Below are 17,942 nucleotides of genomic sequence, written 5' to 3'. Positions count from 1 at the left end.
GCGCCTTTCCCTTTTACTTTTACAAGACGAACCTTCCATGTCCGCTTCCCGCTTTTCCTCCCTGCCCGCCCACTGCGACCTGCTGGTCGTCGGCGGCGGCATCAACGGCGCCGGCATCGCGCGCGACGCGGCCGGCCGCGGCTTGCGCGTGGTGCTGTGCGAACAGCACGACCTGGCGCAGCACACCTCGTCCGCGTCCACCAAGCTGATACACGGCGGCCTGCGCTACCTCGAATACTATGAATTCAAGCTGGTGCGCAAGGCGCTGCAGGAACGCGAAGTGCTGCTGCGCGCCGCGCCCCACATCATGTGGCCGATGCGCTTCGTCATGCCGCACGACGCCGCCCAGCGCCCCGCCTGGATGATACGCGCGGGCCTGTTCCTGTACGACCACCTGGCCAAGCGCGCCTTTTTGCCCGCCTCGCAAGGCATCGCGCTGGACAAGCACGCGGCGGGCGCGCCGCTGAAGGCCGGCTACCGCAAGGGCTTCGTGTACTCCGACGGCTGGGTCGACGACGCGCGCCTGGTGGTGCTCAATGCGCTCGATGCGCAGGAACACGGCGCGCACATCCTCACGCGCACGGCCTGCGTCGATGCGCGCCGCGATGGCGGCGCCTGGCAAGCCACCCTGCAAGCCGAAGATGGCAAGCGCCAGGTGCTGCGCGCGCGCGCCATCGTCAACGCGGCAGGACCGTGGACGGCGCAATTTGCCGGCGCGGCCGGCGGCGGCAAGACGCAGGGGCTGCGCCTGATCAAGGGCAGCCACATCATCGTGCCGCGCCTGTTCGAGCATCCGAACGCCTACATCTTCCAGAACCCGGACCAGCGCATCATCTTCGCCATTCCCTACCAGGATGACTTCACCCTGATCGGCACCACGGACGAGGAATACAAGGGAGAGGTCAGCCAGGTCAAAATCAGCCAGATGGAAATCGCTTACCTGTGCCAGGCAGCGAACCGCTATTTCAAGCGCGAGATCAGCCCCGCCGACGTCGTGTGGACGTATTCGGGCGTGCGCCCGCTGCTCGACGACAGCGCGCAGAACGCGTCGGCCGTCACGCGCGACTACCTGCTGGAAGTGGCGCGCGGCGACGCGGCGACGGGTGCGCCGCTGCTCAATATCTGGGGCGGCAAGATCACCACCTACCGCAAGCTGGCCGAGGAAGCATTGGGCTTGCTGGCGCCCCTGCTGGACAATACCGCCGCGGCGTGGACGGCCGAGGCGCCCCTGCCCGGCGGCGACCTGCAGCAGGCGAACCGGCTGGTGGACAGCCATGATTTCGAGGCTTTTCTCGCCCGCTTCCAGCGCGACCACGCCTGGCTGCCGCCCGCGCTGGCGCGCCGCTATGCGCGCGCCTACGGCAGCCGCGCCACGCGCCTGCTGACGGGCGCCGCCTCGATGGCCGACCTGGGCGCGCAGCTGGCGCCCGGCCTGTACGAGGCTGAAGCGTGCTATCTGATCGAGGTGGAATGGGCCAGGAGCAGCGACGACATCCTGTGGCGGCGCAGCAAGCTGGGATTGCGCTGCACGCCGGCCGACGTGGCACGCGTGCAGCAGTGGCTGGCGGCCCATCTGGCGCAAGAGGTGGCGGCATGACCTACCTGCTGGCCCTCGACCAGGGCACTTCCAGCTCGCGCAGCATGGTGTTCGATGAATCAGGCGCCATCGTCGCCGTGGCACAGCGCGAGTTTCGCCAGCTCTTCCCGCAGCCGGGCTGGATCGAGCACGATCCGATGGAAATCTGGCACAGCCAGCTGGCGACCTGCCGTGAAGTGCTGGCCAAGACGGGCTTGCAGGCCGATGCGCTCGGTGCGCTGGGCATCACCAACCAGCGCGAAACGACGGTGGTATGGGACCGCGCCACGGGCGAACCCGTGTACAACGCCATCGTCTGGCAAGACCGCCGCACGGAAGCGCTGTGCGAAGACTTGCGCGCGCGCGGCCTGGCCGGCGCCATCCACGCCAAAACGGGCCTGGTGCTGGACCCGTATTTTTCCGGCACCAAGCTGCGCTGGATACTCGACGCCGTGCCCGGCGCGCGCGCGCGGGCCATGCGCGGCGAACTGGCCTTCGGCACTATCGATACGTGGCTGGCGTGGAAAATGACGGGCGGCCGCCTGCACGTGAGCGACGTCACCAACGCTTCGCGCACCATGCTGTGGAACCTGCATGAAGGCTGCTGGGATGCGCAGCTGCTCGACTGGCTGGGAATTCCCGCCAGCCTGCTGCCATCCGTCCACCCATCGAGCCACGTATATGGCGAAACGGATGCCGAGGTGCTGGGCAGCCCTGTCATCATCGGCGGCATCGCCGGCGACCAGCAGGCGGCGCTGTTCGGCCAGACCTGCTTCAAGCCGGGCATGGCCAAGAATACCTATGGCACGGGCTGCTTCCTGCTGCTCAATACGGGCGAACAGTGCGCGCAATCGCAGCATGGCCTGATCAGCACGGCCGCCTGCCAGGCGGGCGCGCAGCCGGCGTATGCGCTCGAAGGCAGCGTCTTCATCGGCGGCGCCGTGGTGCAATGGCTGCGCGACGGCCTCGGTGCCATCGGCCACGCGGGCGAAGCGGAAGGCCTGGCCGCCTCCGTGCCCGATTCGGGCGGCGTCGTCTTCGTGCCGTCGTTCACGGGATTGGGCGCGCCGTACTGGGTGCCGTCGGCCAAGGGTGCCATCCTGGGCCTGAGCCGCGGCAGCACGGTGGGCCACATCGCCCGCGCGGCACTGGAAGCGATCGCCTTCCAGAGCGCCGCCCTGCTGGGCGCTATGACGCGCGACGCGCAAGCGCCGATCACGGAACTGCGCGTGGACGGCGGCGCCTGCGCCAACAACCTGCTGCTGCAATTCCAGGCCGACTTGCTGGGCATCCCCGTCGTGCGCCCGCAAGTGATCGAAACGACGGCATTGGGCGCCGCCTACCTGGCGGGCCTGGCCATCGGCCAGTACCGTGGCGTGGAGGAACTGGCGTCGCACTGGCGCGCCGACAGGACGTTTTTGCCCACCATCGGGCGCGACCAGGCGGCCAGCCTGATGCAGCAGTGGGAAGTGGCCGTGCGGCGGTTTACCGGTAATGGAGAACACTGACAAACGTCGGGGCAAAAAAAAGCCCGCTGCGGGAGCGGGCTGAATCTAATTCCTGTGAGGAAGTAGAGGAGACAGATGCATTTTGACGCATTGCGGCATATCACGCCAATCATGTGTTGTGATGAGCGAGATAAGCCCCATCAATATCTTGGCGTGATGCCCTGGTTGCTTACTTGACGCTGCCAGCCGCTTCCTCGATCAGCTTGGCCACTTCCGCCGGATGCGAGCTCATCACCACGTGCGAGGCGCCGTCGATCACGATGGTTTTCTTCGCATTGGCACGCTTGGCCATGAAGGCCAGCGCTTCTGCGGGAATATTCTTGTCTGCCTTGCCGTAGACAAACCAGGACGGGATACCCTTCCAGCCTGGCGCAGGCGAGGCTTCGTTCAGCGCCGCATCCGTGATCGGACGCTGGCCGACCGCCATCAGGCGGGCCTTGGCCGCTGGCAAATCGGCGGCGAACTGGTCGTGGAACTTGGCCTGCTCGATAAACAGATCGTTGCTGCCATCGGCCAGCGGTACGGGCTTGGCCAAAGCCGTGCCCAAGGTGCCGCCCGGATATTTGCCGGACAGGCCAGCGGCCGTCTCGCCGGCATCGGGCGCAAAAGCCGCCACGTAGACCAGCGCCTTGACGTTGCCGCCTGCCTGGGCAGCGGCGCTGATCACCGAACCGCCGTAGGAGTGCCCCACCAGCACGACCGCGCCAGGCACGCTGTTGACGACACGGGCCACGGAATCGGCGTCACTCTTGACGCTGCGCAGATGATTGGCCGCGCCGATGACGGTGTAGCCGTCTTTTTGCAGGATGGCGGCGACGCCGTCCCAGCTCGATGCATCGGCAAACGCGCCATGGACCAGGACGATGGTGGGCTTGACGGCGCCCGCCGCCGAAGCCGGGCTGGCAGGAACGATGCTGGCGAACAAGGTGCCCACGACGGCGGCAATGGACAATGGCTTGATGAATGAGGTCATGATGATTCCCGATATGATTGGAGAGTGGTGACGAGCTGCCCGCATCGGCAGGCGAGTCGAAATACTAGCACTCAACAATGTCATTTTGGCAGCTTAGGCGGCGCCCTGATCTTCCTGCAGGGGCAAGGCCTGGCCCTATGGTCTGGCTGCGGGCCGCTGGTGTTGCCGGCGGTGGACAGCGGCGATGGCGACGCCAAAAAAAAGCCCGCTGCGGGAGCGGGCTGAATCTATTTCCTTGGAGGAGATAGAGGAGACAGATGAATGATGCCGCGTCGCAGCATATAAAACCACTTTATATTCGTGATGTCAGAAATACGCGATAGTGATATTAGGGGCAACGAAGAATTCCACACGGCAACTTTTATGCTGCCGCTTCCGTTTTCCCGTCGCCAGAACGCAACATATTCTTGATGCCCCGCAGCGCCTGCCGCACGCGAGCCTCGTTTTCGATCAGGGCGAAGCGCACGTATTCATCGCCATATTCGCCGAAACCGATGCCGGGCGACACACTGACCTTGGCCTTCTGCAGCAGCAGCTTGGCAAATTCCAGCGAACCCAGGTGGCGGTACGCTTCCGGAATATGCGCCCAGATATACATCGACGCCTTCGGTTTTTCCACCATCCAGCCCGCTTCATGCAAGCCTTTCACCAGCACGTCGCGGCGGCGCTGGTACTGGGCGCAGATGTCCGTCACGCAGCTTTGGTCGCCTTCCAGCGCGGCAATGGCGGCCACTTGCACTGGCGTGAAACTGCCGTAGTCGTGGTAGCTCTTGATGCGCGCCAGGGCCGCCACCAGTTCCGCATTGCCCACCATGAAGCCGATGCGCCAGCCCGCCATGTTGTAGCTTTTCGACATGGTGAAAAACTCGACGGCCACATCGCGCGCGCCGGGCACCTGCATGATGGACGGCGCCTTCCAGCCATCGAAGGTAATGTCGGCGTATGCGAGGTCATGCACCACCAGGATATTGTGCTGCTTCGCCAGCGCGACGACTCTTTCAAAAAATTCCAGCTCCACGCATTGCGCAGTGGGGTTGGACGGAAAGCCCAGCACCATCATCTTCGGTTTCGGATAGCTTTCGCGGATCGCCCGTTCCAGTTCGGCAAAGAAGTCCACGCCCGGCCCCATGCGCACGGAGCGGATGTCGGCGCCCGCGATCACGGCGCCCCAGATGTGGATCGGGTAACTGGGGTTCGGCACCAGCACCGTGTCGCCACGGTCGAGTGTTGCCAGCATCAGATGGGCCAGGCCCTCTTTCGAGCCGATGGTGACAATGGCTTCGCTGTCCGGGTCGATGTCAACCTCGTAGCGCTTCTTGTACCAGTGCGAAATGGCGCGGCGCAGGCGCGGAATGCCTTTTGACGCGGAATAGCCATGCGTGTCGGGGCGTTTCACCGTCTCGACCAGCTTGTCCACGATGTGGGCCGGCGTGGCGCCATCGGGATTGCCCATCGACATGTCGATGATGTCCTCGCCACGGCGGCGCGCGGCCATCTTGAGCTCGGCGGTGATATTGAAAACGTAGGGGGGAAGGCGATTGATGCGCGAAAAGCTGCGCGGAGCTTGGCTGTCGGTCATGGTATCTCTATACGTAAGCGCCCGGATCCGTCCGAGCGACGTTGGCACAATGCGTGTGCCTGCAGTGATACTAACCCGAGCTTGCGGAAACTGGCAAGGCCGATTCGGACACGCTACAATGCGTACTGATCGAAAATGAGCGCACCGGTTGGTAACCCGGTAAGTGCCCGGCGCAGTCCGGCATGCTCCCGCCCACGCGGACCCACGGCGCTGACTCTTGGCTGTACCACCAGCCGGGGAGGTGTTCTGGTTCGTGCATTTTTCCCGCCGTGCCATCCCTCCCCTGCATTGATGAGGAATGAATACGGATGGCAACACACGACACCGCAGTAGATGGCATGACCCTGGACCGCGCCGGCATGGAACAGCAGTTGGCGCAATCGGTACGCCACTTCATCGATTGCGCGTTCGACGGCGAAGACTTGTCGCGCCTCGATTTGCAAGGCTGCACTTTCGAGCGCTGCACCTTTGCCGACACCAACTTGTTCGCCAGCAAACTGGCGCGCAGCACCTGGCGCCGCTGCCGCGCAGGCAGCGCCGATTTCGAATCCGTCGACGCCGTCGACGCCAGTTTCGAAGGCTGCGACCTGAACAACACGAAATGGCGGCGCGCCAAGCTGGCCTCGGCAACCTACCGCGGCTGCAAGCTGACGGGCGCGTCTTTCGAGGAAGTGGCCCACCTGGGCCTCACCTTCGAAGACAGCCTGCTGGTGGGCGCCGACTTGCGCGGCTTCTCGTTTCGCAAGGCGACCTTAAAACAGCTGGATTTTTCCGACGCCTACCTGGCCGGCTGCGATTTCCGCGAGGCCGTCTTCGAAGGCGGCAGCCTGCGCAATGCCACCATCAAACTGGCGAAGTTCCAGGGCGCGGACTTGCGCGGCACCGATATCGACGGTTTCAAATTGAGCGAAGCGGCCTTGCTGAAAGGCGCCGTCATCACGCATGCGCAGGCGGCGAACTTCATGCGCGCGCTCGACCTGGTGGTGATTTGATCTGAACAGACAAAAAAAGCCCGCTACGGAAGCGGGCTGAATCTATTTCCTTGGAGGAGATAGAGGAGACAAGTGCATCTTGCGGCATTGCGGCATATCACGCCACTTTATCTTCATGATGATAGAAATACTCATCAGTGATAATGAGGCGCCATCAGGGTTTCAAGCCGTACGGCGCGTGGCCTGCGGTAAAAATTCTCCCAGCCACACCAGCAGGGCCAGACCTGGAAACGCCATGCCGGTCAGCAATGTTGCCTGCCAGCCGTAGCTGGCATATACCCAGGCGCCGATGGCCGAACCCGCCGCGCCGCCGGCGAAGAACAGCGCGAAATACAGGCCGTTCAGGCGGCCCCGCACTTCCGCACCCAGGCTGAAGATGGCGCGCTGGCCCAGCACCAGGTTGGCTGCCACGCCCATGTCGAGCACGATGGAAGCGACCACCAGCAGCCCCAGCGCCACGTGTTTCGATTCCGGCGCGACCATCGGCAAGGCAAAGGCGACGATGCCCAGCGCCAGTGCAACGGCCGTGGCCGGCAAGGTGTGGCCCGCATCGGCCAGGCGGCCGGCGATGGGCGAAGCGACGGCGCCTGCCATGCCCACCAGGGCAAAGATGGCGATGCCCGTTTGCGACAGGCCGAACGCGGGGCTGGACAGCACCAGCGGCGTGACGGTCCAGAACAGGCTGAAGGCGCCAAACAGGCCGGCGTGATAGGCGGCGCGGCGGCGCAGTACGGGCGTGCCCAGCAACAAATGCCACAGCGAAGCCAACAGGGCCGGATATTTCATGCTCGACACGGGCTGGCGCACGGGCAAGGCGCGGCGCAGCACGGCAGCCAGCGCCAGCATCAGTACTGCGGCACCGCCAAACACCACGTGCCAGCTGGCGTGCGCGGCCACCAGCGAGGCCACGGGGCGGGCCAGCATGATGCCCAGCAACAAGCCGCTGACTACCTTGCCCACCGTCTGGCCCCGCGTCGCTTCCTGCGACAGGTGGGCGGCAAACGGCACGATCACTTGCGCCGCCACGGAACCGAGGCCGATGGCCAGCGCGGCAGCCAGGAACACGATGGCGCCCGTGGAGAGGGCCGCCACCACGAGGGCCGTGGCCGTCACCAGCAAGGCAGTGACGATCAGGCGGCGGTTTTCCAGCAAGTCGCCCAGGGGCACGACAAACAGCAGGCCCAGGGTATAGCCGACTTGCGTCAGCGTGACGATCAGCCCGGCCGCTTTGGCCGACAGGCCCGTCGAGGCGCTGATGGGCCCGACGAGGGTTTGCGCGTAGTACAGATTGGCGACGATCAGGCCGGAAGCGATGGCCAGCAGCAGCACCATGGCGGGTGAAATGTCGTGGGGAGCAGAAGGTGAGGCCTTGTTCATGTTGTTTCCTCGATTCAATAGGGATGTTGCCATTCTAGGCAAAACTGCGGCAAAGATAATTAAGGCATAATCCCTCTATACTTTTCACATAAGATGAACAATTAAACGAAAGCTATCCCATGGACAAGATCAAGGCCATGCAAACCTTCGTGCGCATCGTCGAGGCCAACAGTTTTTCCAAGGCGGCCGAAACATTGAATTTACCGCGCGCCGCGCTGACGGCCACCCTGCAAAAGCTGGAAGCCTACCTGGGCACGCAATTGCTGCAGCGAACCACGCGCCGCCTGTCGCTGACGCCGGAAGGGGCCGAATACTTTCGCCACTGCATCGATATCCTGAAGGCCGTCGATACGGCGGAACTGGCGTTTCGCGGCCCGGAGGCGAAAAAACCGCGCGGCTTGCTACGCATCAACCTTCCCAATACCGTGGGCCGGCGCCTGATCATTCCCCATATCGCGCAATTTCATGCCGCGTATCCGGACGTGCAATTGCAGCTGAGCCTGACGGACCGCCTGGTCGACCTGACGCAGGAAGGCATCGATTGCGCTTTGCGCGTGGGCACCTTGCAGGATTCCGCCTTCATCGGCAAGCAGATCGGCCTGATGCGTTTCGCCACGTGCGCCTCGCCCGCCTACCTGGCGCAGCACGGCACGCCGCACACCCTGGCTGACCTGGCCGCGCACAGCGGCATCATGCATTACTCGGGCCGCACGGGACGCGCCTTCGACTGGGATTTCCAACAAGGCAAGGAAGTGGTGCGCGTGCAGATGGCCGGGCCCATCGCCGTCAATGACGCGGACGCCAGCGTCGATTGCGCGTTGCAAGGGCTGGGTGTGGCGCAGGCGGCAATGTACCAGGTGCGCCAGCACCTCGACAGCGGCGCGCTGGTGGCCGTGCTGCCCGACTGCCCGCCGACGCCGATGCCCATGTCGCTGCTGACGCCGCAAGGCCGGCTGGCCACGCCCAAGCTGCAGGCGTTTGCCGGCTGGCTGACGGCATTGCTGGCGGCCCAGCCCGACGTGCAACTGCCCGCGCACAACATCTGAGACAAAAAAAAGCCCGCTACAAGGAGCGGGCTGAATCTATTTTCTTGGAGGAGAATAGAGGAGACAAGTGAATTATGCTGCATCGCGGCATATCAATCCAATTGATTGTTGGAATGATAGAAATACGCGAAACAGATAACCCTCCCCTCCCCTTACTCCACGTTCATTACTTCGCTGTCGCCGCCACCGGGGTCGCCTTCACATCCGCGGCATACGGCAAGACCTTGGATGCCAGGCGGGTGTCTGCCTTGATCAGCGCCACTTCGTCGGCCAGGATGCGCGCCGCTTCGTTCAGCAGCACGTCCTTGGCGCTCTTGGCGGCCGTTTCGGCGTCCAGTTCGGCGCTCAGAGCCCGTTCGTCGCCCTGCAAGCCGTCGTCGGTGCGCAAGGCGCCCTTCACGGCGGCGATCTGCTTGGCCGTCTTGTTGGCTGCTTTCGCGCCCTTCAGCACGTCTTTCGGATCGGGAATCACCACGAGGTCGTCGGCAGGATTCGAAATCTGCGCGATCAGGCGTTTTTCACGGGCCTTGGCGCGCGCTTCCTGGGCATCGCGCTCCTTGCGGCGCACAGTTTCATTGAGCGAAATCTGGTTTTCCTTGCGCTGCTTGACGACGAGGGCGATGTCATCGAGCAAGTACTGGAAATCCTTGTCCTTGGCCACGCGCGCTTCATGCTTCTTGTCCAGCAGCGGCACGATATCCTTCAGGTCGCCCGTCGGCATGTATGGCGCCGGTTTGATGGCCACCCATGGCAGGGCATTGTCATAGCTCGATTCGCCAAAGTTTTCCGTGTCCGACATGGCGGGCAGCTTGATGTCGGGGGTGACGCCGCGCAACTGCGTGGTGCCGCCATTGATGCGGAAGAACTGGGCGATGGTCATTTTCAGCTCGCCGAAACGGGCTTTTTCGCTGCCGCCGAAACGGTCGAGGTTGAACAAGGTTTGTACGGTACCCTTGCCGAAGCTGCCTTCGCCGATGATGACGCCACGGCCGTAATCCTGCACGGCGGCGGCGAAAATTTCGGAAGCCGAGGCCGAGCCGCGGTTGATCAGCACGCCCATCGGGCCATCCCAGGCCAGACCGGTATTGGTGTCGCTTTCCACGTCGACCTTGCCTTCGGCATTGCGTTGCATCACGACCGGGCCCTTGTCGATGAACAGGCCCGTCAGTTCGACGGCTTCGTTCAGCGAACCGCCGCCATTGTTGCGCAAGTCGATGAGGACGTTGTCGACCTTATCCTTCTTCAACTCGGCCAGCAAACGGCTGACGTCGCGCGTGGCGCTCTTGAAATCCTTGTCGCCACGGCGGCGCGCTTCGAAGTCCTGGTAGAAGGTCGGCAGGGCAATGACACCGATGCGGCGCTTGACGCCGTTGTCGCGCACTTCGATGATCGATTTCTTCGCCGCCTGCTCTTCCATGCTGATTTTCTTGCGCACCAGCGGCACGACCACGTGCTTGGCGTCGGGGCCGGCGTCGGCCGGCAAGATGTCGAGGCGCACGACGGAATCCTTGGCGCCGCGGATCAATTGCACCACGTCGTCGATGCGCATGCCCAGCACTTCGACGATGGGGCCGCTTTCGCCCTGCCCCACGCCGACGATGCGGTCGCCCACTTTCAGCTTGCCCGACAAGCCGGCCGGGCTGCCCGGCACGACTTCGCGCACGACCGTGTATTCGTCGCGCGTCTGCAGCACGGCGCCGATGCCTTCGAGCGACAACCGCATGGCGATGTCGAAGTTATCGGAAGCGCGCGGACCCAGGTAATTGGTATGCGGTTCGATCGACATGGCGTAGGCGTTCATGAAAATCTGGAACACGTCTTCGCTGTTGAGCTTGCGCGCACGGGTCGTGTAGCTTTCATAGCGCTTGTCCAACGTTTCGCGGATGGCCTTGTCTTCCTTGCCTGCCAGTTTCAAACGCAGCCAGTCGTTCTTGACGCGTTTGCGCCACAGGTCGCGCACTTCCTCGTCATTCTTCGGCCAAGCGGCTTTTTCGCGGTCGATCTGGTAGCTCTCGTCGGCGGCAAAGTCGAACTTGGTTTTCAGCAATTCACGCGCATACGCCATGCGCTCGTCGAAACGCTGCTGGTACAAGTTATAGATGGCAAACGGCGACGTCAGGTCTTCATTGATGATGGCGTCGTCGAGCTTGGTGCGCAGCGGGGCGAAACGGTCGATGTCGGCCTGCACGAAAAACAGTTTTTCCGCGTCCAGGGATTTGAAATAGCGGTCGAAGATTTTCTCCGACATGGCGTCGTCGAGCGGCATGGCCTTGTAATGGACGCGCGTCAATACGCGCGATGCCCACAAGGCGGCCTGCGTTTGCTGGGCCAGCGGCTTCATGGGTAGCGGAGGAGCGGCGCTCTTGTCCGTCTGGGCTGCGCCAGCGTTGGCTGACAGGGCAAGCACCAGGGTGACCAGCATCATTTGCTTCTTCATCGGCTTCTCCGAAAATTAGTTGAATCAATTCCAGGCGGCGCAGCTATTCATGCGCCAGCCAGCAAGACAGTAAGGGGAATACACGACTGGTCTGCATATTATTCTACAGGATACGGCCTGGCAGTCTCCCAAGGAATATCAGTTTCTTCCCGGAAGCTTAAACGCGGATTAAGGATGGCGTCTCATTCATTACAAAGTGAAACATTCGTGACAAAAATCACATCACCTCCAACGAAGATGGATTAGATGTGCCATTGAAATCCAAAAAGTCAATGGGCCGTTTTTGCAAACCTTGATACCGATGATGTTTTTCCGCGAAAAAGTAATTCCTGCGGGAAACACTTAGTAACAAAAGGCAAGCAACATGCTATCATCGCGCCCTGAAATCCAGCTTGCCCGTGCGCGGCTCCCACAGCCGGCGCACCTCCGTTTCAGCAGTATCCCCACCAGATCCCCTCCCCGCGTGTCATGTCATGACCAGGAATGGCCGAGCTGATTACCCTTTGCCAGACTCAAACTATGCCTACAATTTCGTTCTCCCCCCGCCAATGGAGTGTCGGCGGCAAGATTACCGTGTTCACGTTTGCCCTCGTCAGCCTGATCCTCGCCAGCCTGACGACCTTGATCAGCATCCGCACCTCGACTGCACTGGAACAGCGCGCCGAAGCGGCCGTCACCAGCGAACTCAATAGCGTCATGACGACCACGCAAGTGTTCCACACGGCCATGGTCAACGAGGCGGCCAGCTTCGCGCGCCTGTTCGCGGCCGAATTTCCCGGCCCGTTCACGGTCGACGCGGGTGCCATGGTGGCCGTGGCCGGCAAGGCCACGCCCGCGCTGGCCAACGGCGGCAAGGTGCTCAACCTCGACACGGCCCAGGTCGACCGCTACACGGCCCAGACGGGCGTGATCGCCACCATCTTTGCCGCCAATGGCGATGAATTCGTGCGCATCAGCACTTCGCTGAAAAAGCAGAATGGCGAACGGGCCATCGGCACCCAGCTCGACCACAACCACCCCAGCTATGCGCCGCTGCGCGCAGGCCAGCGCTTTGTCGGCATGGCCACCTTGTTCGGCAAGCAATACATCACGCAATACGATCCCGTGCGCGATGCGGGCGGCAAGGTGGTGGGCGTGCTGTTCATCGGCCTCGATATCAGCAAGAATCTGGCCATGCTGAAAGAGAAGATTCGCCAGGTCAAGATCGGCCAGACGGGCTACATCTATATCGTCGATACTGCCCCCGGCGCCAATTACGGCCACCTGGTGCTGCACCCGAACAGCGAAGGCAAGAGCGCGCTTGAGTTCAAGGCCAGCGACGGCCGATTGTTCATCCAGGACATGCTGGCGCAAAAAGACGGCGCCATGCGCTACACATGGACGGCGCCCGGCGAAACGAGCGCAAGCGCGCGCGAAAAGCAGCTGTATTACCGTCAATTCAAGGATTGGCAATGGATCATCGCGGGCGGCACGTTCACGGACGAGATCACGGCGGAAGCGCGCCAGCTGCGCAACCAGCTGGCCGTTTCCGGCTTCATCGCCCTGCTCGTCTTCGCCCTGCTGCTGTACTGGCTCGTGCGCACCCTCGTGTCGCGCCCGCTGGCCGCCGCCGAAACAGCCGCCGCGCAAATCGCTGCCGGCGACCTGACGGTGCACCTCGATACCAGCAGCCTGGACGAAATCGGCCGCCTGCTGCTGGCCATGAACCGCATCAGCGACAACCTGTCGCAAGTGGTCGGCAACGTGCGCGGCAGCGCCGGGCAAATCGCCACGGCGTCCGGTGAAATTGCCAGCGGCAACCTGGATCTGTCGAGCCGCACGGAGCAGCAAGCCAGCTCGCTGGAAGAAACGGCCGCCTCGATGGAAGAACTGAGTTCCACCGTGCGCCAGAACGTCGACCATGCCCAGCAGGCAAGCCGGCTGGCGCACGACTCGTCCAGCCTGGCAGCGACAGGCGGCGCGGCCGTGGCGCAGGTGGCCAGCACCATGGACGCCATCCGCAACTCCTCAAGCAAGATCGCCGACATCATCGGCGTCATCGACGGCATCGCCTTCCAGACGAATATCCTGGCCTTGAACGCGGCCGTGGAAGCGGCCAGGGCCGGCGAGCAGGGGCGCGGCTTCGCCGTCGTCGCCACCGAGGTGCGCACCCTGGCACAGCGCTCGACGGCAGCGGCGAAAGACATCAAGGACCTGATCCAGGCGTCGGCCAGCACGGTGGACCTGGGCCACGCGCAAGTGAGCCAGGCCAGCGCCACCATGGATACCGTGGTGGCCAGCGTGCAGCAAGTGAGCACCATCATGGCCGAAATCGCGCAGGCCAGCGAAGAGCAGCGCAGCGGCATCGAGCAAGTCAACCAGGCCATCGCCCAGATGGACCAAGTGACCCAGCAGAATGCGGCCCTGGTGGAAGAAGCGGCCGCCGCCGCCGACGCCTTGCAGGAACAGGCGCAGGAGCTGAACCAGGTGGTGAGCGTGTTCAAGCTGTAAAAGCGGACGCGGTGCTAAGATGGCGCATACCACACCGCCAGGAGACGCGATGCACGACGACTATGTTTTGATTGCCCGGCTGATGATCCCCACGGATGCGCACGTCATCCGCGGCTGCCTGGCAGCGGCCGGCATCGACGTGCTGCTGACGGACGACCAGCACATGCAGGCAGACATGCTGCTGGCGGCCGCCATCGGCGGCGCCCGCATCATGGTGCGCGAGCACGACGTGGCGCGCGCCAATGACATCCTCGCCGCCTTCGAGCGGGGCGACCTAGCCTTGTCGGATGATGCCGATGTGGGTGCGCCCGTCGCCGACTAATTTATGAGTAGAAACAGCGCCCGCATGCCTGGCGGTAGCTTTCGTTGCCGCCAATACTAATCTGCTCGCCTTCCTTGATGCGGCGGCCCTGCTCATCCACGCGGATGTTCATCGTGGCCTTCTTGCCGCAAGTACATATATTCTTCAATTCCTCGATATCGTCGGCCAGCGCCAGCAGATAGGCCGAGCCGGGAAACGGTTCGCCCTTGAAATCCGTGCGCAAGCCGTAGCAGATGACGGGCACACCTTTCACTTGCGCCAACTGGTGCAGCTGCTGCACCTGGGCCGTGCTGAGAAATTGCGCCTCGTCCACCAGCAAACAGGCGACCTGGGGAATATCGTCGAGGAAATTCGTGTCGGCATGAAAGATGTCGACCTGGCGCTGCGGGCCCAGGCGCGACGTGACCCGGCCCACGCCGTAGCGGCTGTCGATGGCGGCCGTGTACAGGCGCACCTGCTGGCCCTGCTCTTCATAGTTGTGCGCGACCTGCAACAAGGCCGTCGACTTGCCCGCGTTCATCGCGGAATACCGGAAATAAAGTTTTGCCACTGCCGCCTGCCCTGTCTGAGTAATTTCAATACTATTTAGTATCTTTTCGAGGCGTGATTATAAATCGCAATGGCGCGCTTGCGGCAGCTTAATAGTCGTGCCATTGGCGCGGCAAGCGGGCAAAAAACGGCGCATACTCGCATCGCGAACCTTGCCGCCGATATGCGAAGAGCGCATATGCAAGCATATAAACATTCGTTCGCCGCACTCGTCCACCCGCCTACACTGCGCGGCACGGAAGGCGGCTCGGGACACAATCCGGAGCCGTTGTTTCTCTGACAGGAGCCACCATGAATGATCGAATGCCATCCCCATCCCAGCCGCCAGCGCTATACAAGCTGATCGGCAATACCCCACTGGTCGAAGTGACCAGGCTCGACACGGGCCTGTGCCAGCTGTTCCTGAAACTGGAATCGCAAAATCCCGGCGGTTCCATCAAGGACCGCATCGGCCTGTCCATCATCGAGGCGGCCGAAGCGGACGGCCGCCTGCAGCCGGGCGGCACCATCGTCGAGGCGACGGCCGGCAACACCGGCATCGGCCTGGCGCTGGTGGGCCGCATCAAGGGCTACCGCGTGATTCTCGTCGTGCCCGACAAGATGTCGATGGAAAAAGTGCTGCACCTGAAAGCCCTGGGCGCGGAAGTGCACACCACGCGCTCGGACGTGGGCAAGGGCCATCCCGAGTACTACCAGGATTACGCGGCGCGCCTGGCGCGCGAACTGCCGGGCGCCTTCTTCGCCGACCAGTTCAACAATCCCGCCAATCCGCTGGCCCACGAAACGACGACGGCGCCCGAAATCTGGGAGCAAAGCGGCCATGACGTGGACGCCATCGTCGTCGGCGTCGGTTCGTCCGGCACCCTGACGGGCCTGACCCGCTACTTCCGCAAGGCGCAGCCGAAGCTCGAATTCGTACTGGCCGACCCGCAAGGCTCCATCCTCACCGAATACATCGACACGGGCAAGGTAGCCGACACGAGCGGCTCGTGGGCCGTCGAAGGCATCGGCGAAGACTTCATCCCGGCTATCGCCGACATGGACAGCGTCACCAAGGCCTACACCATCACGGACCAGGAAAGCTTTGATTCCGCGCGCGCCCTGCTGCGCGCCGAAGGCATTTTAGGGGGCTCGTCCACCGGCACCCTGCTGGCCGCCGCCCTCAAATACTGCCGCGAGCAGACGACTCCGAAGCGCGTCGTCACGTTTGTCTGCGACACGGGCACGCGCTACCTGTCAAAGGTCTACAACGATGGCTGGATGCGCGACCAGGGTTTGCTGCAGCGCGCCGTGTCGGGCGACTTGCGCGACCTGATCGGGCGCCGCTACGACGAGGGCGACGTCGTCAGCGTGGCGCCGGGCGACACCCTGCTCACGGCCTTCAACCGCATGCGCGCCAGCGACCTGGCGCAGCTGCCCGTCATCGACGGCGGCCAACTGGTCGGCATCATCGACGAATCGGACTTGCTGCTGCACGTCTCCGGCGACGCCGCCCATTTCGCCTCGCTGGTGGGCGCCACCATGACGACGCAGATCGAAACCCTGGCGCCGTCAAGCGGCTTGCCCGCCCTGCGCGCCACCCTGGACCGGGGCTTGACGGCCGTCGTTGCCGACGATACCGCCTTCTATGGCCTGATCACTCGCTTCGACCTTCTCAACCACTTACGCAGGACACTATCTTGAGCCAAGAAACCACCCGCAAGAGCCGCCTCGCCACGCGAGTCATCCACGCCGGCCAGTCGCCCGACCCGTCGACGGGCGCCATCATGCCGCCCATTTACGCCACCTCCACCTTCGTGCAGGACAGCCCCGGCGTGCACAAGGGCCTCGACTATGGCCGCTCGCACAATCCCACGCGCTGGGCGCTCGAGCGCTGCGTGGCCGACCTGGAAGGCGGCAGCGCGGCGTTCGCGTTCGCCTCGGGCCTGGCCGCCATTTCGTCCGTGCTGGAATTGCTCGATGCTGGCAGCCATATCGTCGCCGGCGACGACATGTACGGCGGCACCTACCGTTTATTCGAGCGCGTGCGCCGGCGCTCGGCCGGTCACGAATTTAACTATGCCGACCTGACAAATCCGGAAAACCTGCTGGCCGCGCTGCGCCCGGATACGAAGATGGTGTGGGTGGAAACGCCAACGAACCCCATGCTGAAGCTGGCCGACTTGCGCGCGATCGCCGACATCTGCCGCGAGCGGGGCATCATTGCCGTGGCCGACAACACGTTTGCCAGCCCGCTGGTGCAGCGCCCGCTGGAGCATGGCTTCGACATCGTCGTCCATTCGACCACCAAGTATTTGAACGGCCACTCGGACATCATCGGCGGCATCGCCGTCGTCGGCGCGGAAGCACGCCAGGCGGAATGGCGCGAGCAGCTGGGCTTTTTGCAAAACTCCGTGGGCGCGATTGCAGGCCCGTTCGACAGCTTTTTAGCGTTGCGCGGCGTGAAAACCCTGGCCATCCGCATGCAGCGCCATTGCGAAAGCGCCCTGGCCCTGGCGCAGTGGCTGGAACAGCAAAAGGAAGTACGCAAAGTGTTTTATCCGGGGCTGACCTCGCACCCGCAGCACGCGCTGGCGCAGCGCCAGATGGACGGTTTCGGCGGCATCATCTCGATCGACCTCGATACGGACCTGGCCGGCGCGCGGCGCTTCCTCGAGCGCTGCGAAGTGTTCGCCCTGGCCGAAAGCCTGGGCGGCGTGGAAAGCCTGATCGAGCACCCGGCCCTGATGACGCACGCCAGCATCCCGGCCGAACAGCGGGCCAAACTGGGCATCGGCGATGGCTTGATCCGGCTGTCGGTGGGGATCGAGGATATCGAGGATTTGCGGCATGATCTGCGCACGGCGCTGGATGTGATTTGAGGGGGTGACTGTCGGATTACGCTGCGCTAATCCGACGGCTACGAACTTGATGCGATTTAATGCGGTGCTTGTCGGATTACGCTACGCCAATCCGACCTACGGTATGCCGTGGCAGGTAGATACTGTTATCCCCGTCAAGCAGCGTGCAAGGTCGGATCAAATATTTTGCCCGACCTGAGTACGCCGAATGCTACATGCACCAGCTTGCGCATCATGGCGCCGATGATCAGTT

13 protein-coding genes are annotated in these 17,942 nt (G+C 63.2%); 8 read left to right on the top strand and 5 right to left on the bottom strand.

The window, feature by feature from the left end; translation table 11 throughout:
• Nucleotides 1-37 precede the first annotated feature (37 nt).
• Nucleotides 38-1,597 (top strand): glycerol-3-phosphate dehydrogenase, encoded by a 1,560-nt coding sequence (gene glpD, locus ACQ4WO_RS09625; RefSeq protein WP_436481197.1) that lies wholly within the window; start codon nucleotides 38-40, stop codon nucleotides 1,595-1,597.
• A complete protein-coding gene (gene glpK, locus ACQ4WO_RS09620; RefSeq protein WP_436481196.1) occupies nucleotides 1,594-3,084 on the top strand; it encodes a glycerol kinase GlpK in 1,491 nt (496 codons plus the stop codon). The genes glpD and glpK overlap by 4 nt, the downstream gene beginning before the upstream one ends.
• 169 nt (nucleotides 3,085-3,253) lie before the next feature.
• Here glpK and ACQ4WO_RS09615 read toward each other — a convergent pair whose 3' ends face one another.
• Both ACQ4WO_RS09615 and alaC read right to left on the bottom strand, forming a co-directional pair.
• Nucleotides 3,254-4,057, bottom strand: a complete 804-nt coding sequence (locus ACQ4WO_RS09615) for an alpha/beta fold hydrolase (protein WP_436481195.1) — start codon at nucleotides 4,055-4,057, stop codon at nucleotides 3,254-3,256.
• 361 nt (nucleotides 4,058-4,418) lie between these two features.
• Nucleotides 4,419-5,636: an alanine transaminase gene (alaC, locus tag ACQ4WO_RS09610; RefSeq protein ID WP_436481194.1), complete on the bottom strand. Its 1,218-nt coding sequence runs from the start codon at nucleotides 5,634-5,636 to the stop codon at nucleotides 4,419-4,421.
• 308 nt (nucleotides 5,637-5,944) lie between these two features.
• On the opposite strand from alaC, the gene ACQ4WO_RS09605 reads away from it, so the two are divergent.
• Nucleotides 5,945-6,628 carry a pentapeptide repeat-containing protein gene (locus ACQ4WO_RS09605; RefSeq protein WP_436481193.1) on the top strand — a complete coding sequence of 228 codons (684 nt, stop codon included), beginning with the start codon at nucleotides 5,945-5,947 and terminating at the stop codon, nucleotides 6,626-6,628.
• A 162-nt stretch (nucleotides 6,629-6,790) separates the two neighbouring features.
• Here ACQ4WO_RS09605 and ACQ4WO_RS09600 read toward each other — a convergent pair whose 3' ends face one another.
• The gene (locus ACQ4WO_RS09600) at nucleotides 6,791-8,005 is read right to left on the bottom strand and encodes an MFS transporter (protein WP_436481192.1); all 1,215 of its coding nucleotides are present in this window, start codon (nucleotides 8,003-8,005) and stop codon (nucleotides 6,791-6,793) included.
• A 119-nt stretch (nucleotides 8,006-8,124) separates the two neighbouring features.
• Here ACQ4WO_RS09600 and ACQ4WO_RS09595 point away from each other — a divergent pair, with 119 nt between their 5' ends.
• Nucleotides 8,125-9,051 (top strand): LysR family transcriptional regulator, encoded by a 927-nt coding sequence (locus ACQ4WO_RS09595; RefSeq protein ID WP_436481191.1) that lies wholly within the window; start codon nucleotides 8,125-8,127, stop codon nucleotides 9,049-9,051.
• Nucleotides 9,052-9,217: 166 nt separating this feature from the next.
• On the opposite strand, the gene ACQ4WO_RS09590 is transcribed toward ACQ4WO_RS09595, so the two are convergent.
• Nucleotides 9,218-11,488 carry a carboxy terminal-processing peptidase gene (locus ACQ4WO_RS09590; protein ID WP_436481190.1) on the bottom strand — a complete coding sequence of 757 codons (2,271 nt, stop codon included), beginning with the start codon at nucleotides 11,486-11,488 and terminating at the stop codon, nucleotides 9,218-9,220.
• A gap of 519 nt (nucleotides 11,489-12,007) precedes the next feature.
• On the opposite strand from ACQ4WO_RS09590, the gene ACQ4WO_RS09585 reads away from it, so the two are divergent.
• Both ACQ4WO_RS09585 and ACQ4WO_RS09580 read left to right on the top strand, forming a co-directional pair.
• On the top strand, nucleotides 12,008-13,978 hold the full coding sequence (locus tag ACQ4WO_RS09585) for a methyl-accepting chemotaxis protein (RefSeq protein WP_436481189.1): 1,971 nt from the start codon (nucleotides 12,008-12,010) through the stop codon (nucleotides 13,976-13,978).
• Between the two features lie 49 nt (nucleotides 13,979-14,027).
• Complete coding sequence (locus ACQ4WO_RS09580) at nucleotides 14,028-14,300, top strand: putative signal transducing protein (RefSeq protein WP_436481188.1); 273 nt, start codon at nucleotides 14,028-14,030, stop codon at nucleotides 14,298-14,300.
• A gap of 1 nt (nucleotide 14,301) precedes the next feature.
• Here the strand turns inward: ACQ4WO_RS09580 and ACQ4WO_RS09575 are convergent, their stop codons facing one another.
• On the bottom strand, nucleotides 14,302-14,850 hold the full coding sequence (locus ACQ4WO_RS09575; protein WP_034755172.1) for a thymidine kinase: 549 nt from the start codon (nucleotides 14,848-14,850) through the stop codon (nucleotides 14,302-14,304).
• Nucleotides 14,851-15,140: 290 nt separating this feature from the next.
• On the opposite strand from ACQ4WO_RS09575, the gene ACQ4WO_RS09570 reads away from it, so the two are divergent.
• The gene (locus ACQ4WO_RS09570; RefSeq protein WP_436481187.1) at nucleotides 15,141-16,532 is read left to right on the top strand and encodes a pyridoxal-phosphate dependent enzyme; all 1,392 of its coding nucleotides are present in this window, start codon (nucleotides 15,141-15,143) and stop codon (nucleotides 16,530-16,532) included.
• Complete coding sequence (locus tag ACQ4WO_RS09565; protein WP_436481186.1) at nucleotides 16,529-17,710, top strand: trans-sulfuration enzyme family protein; 1,182 nt, start codon at nucleotides 16,529-16,531, stop codon at nucleotides 17,708-17,710. The genes ACQ4WO_RS09570 and ACQ4WO_RS09565 overlap by 4 nt, the downstream gene beginning before the upstream one ends.
• Nucleotides 17,711-17,942 lie beyond the last annotated feature (232 nt).

Source organism: Janthinobacterium aestuarii, assembly GCF_051380835.1.
Lineage (GTDB): Bacteria > Pseudomonadota > Gammaproteobacteria > Burkholderiales > Burkholderiaceae_D > Janthinobacterium > Janthinobacterium aestuarii.
The sequence above is the reverse complement of the archived record's forward strand: the minus strand, read 5'-3'. Positions and strand labels throughout refer to the sequence as shown.

What these genes read in the sequence shown, in the direction of transcription:
- glpD (WP_436481197.1), top strand. Translation starts at nt 38, where the DNA reads ATGTCCGCTTCCCGCTTTTCCTCCCTGCCCGCCCACTGCGACCTGCTG.
- glpK (WP_436481196.1), top strand. Translation starts at nt 1,594, where the DNA reads ATGACCTACCTGCTGGCCCTCGACCAGGGCACTTCCAGCTCGCGCAGC.
- ACQ4WO_RS09615 (WP_436481195.1), bottom strand. Translation starts at nt 4,057, where the DNA reads ATGACCTCATTCATCAAGCCATTGTCCATTGCCGCCGTCGTGGGCACC.
- alaC (WP_436481194.1), bottom strand. Translation starts at nt 5,636, where the DNA reads ATGACCGACAGCCAAGCTCCGCGCAGCTTTTCGCGCATCAATCGCCTT.
- ACQ4WO_RS09605 (WP_436481193.1), top strand. Translation starts at nt 5,945, where the DNA reads ATGGCAACACACGACACCGCAGTAGATGGCATGACCCTGGACCGCGCC.
- ACQ4WO_RS09600 (WP_436481192.1), bottom strand. Translation starts at nt 8,005, where the DNA reads ATGAACAAGGCCTCACCTTCTGCTCCCCACGACATTTCACCCGCCATG.
- ACQ4WO_RS09595 (WP_436481191.1), top strand. Translation starts at nt 8,125, where the DNA reads ATGGACAAGATCAAGGCCATGCAAACCTTCGTGCGCATCGTCGAGGCC.
- ACQ4WO_RS09590 (WP_436481190.1), bottom strand. Translation starts at nt 11,488, where the DNA reads ATGAAGAAGCAAATGATGCTGGTCACCCTGGTGCTTGCCCTGTCAGCC.
- ACQ4WO_RS09585 (WP_436481189.1), top strand. Translation starts at nt 12,008, where the DNA reads ATGCCTACAATTTCGTTCTCCCCCCGCCAATGGAGTGTCGGCGGCAAG.
- ACQ4WO_RS09580 (WP_436481188.1), top strand. Translation starts at nt 14,028, where the DNA reads ATGCACGACGACTATGTTTTGATTGCCCGGCTGATGATCCCCACGGAT.
- ACQ4WO_RS09570 (WP_436481187.1), top strand. Translation starts at nt 15,141, where the DNA reads ATGAATGATCGAATGCCATCCCCATCCCAGCCGCCAGCGCTATACAAG.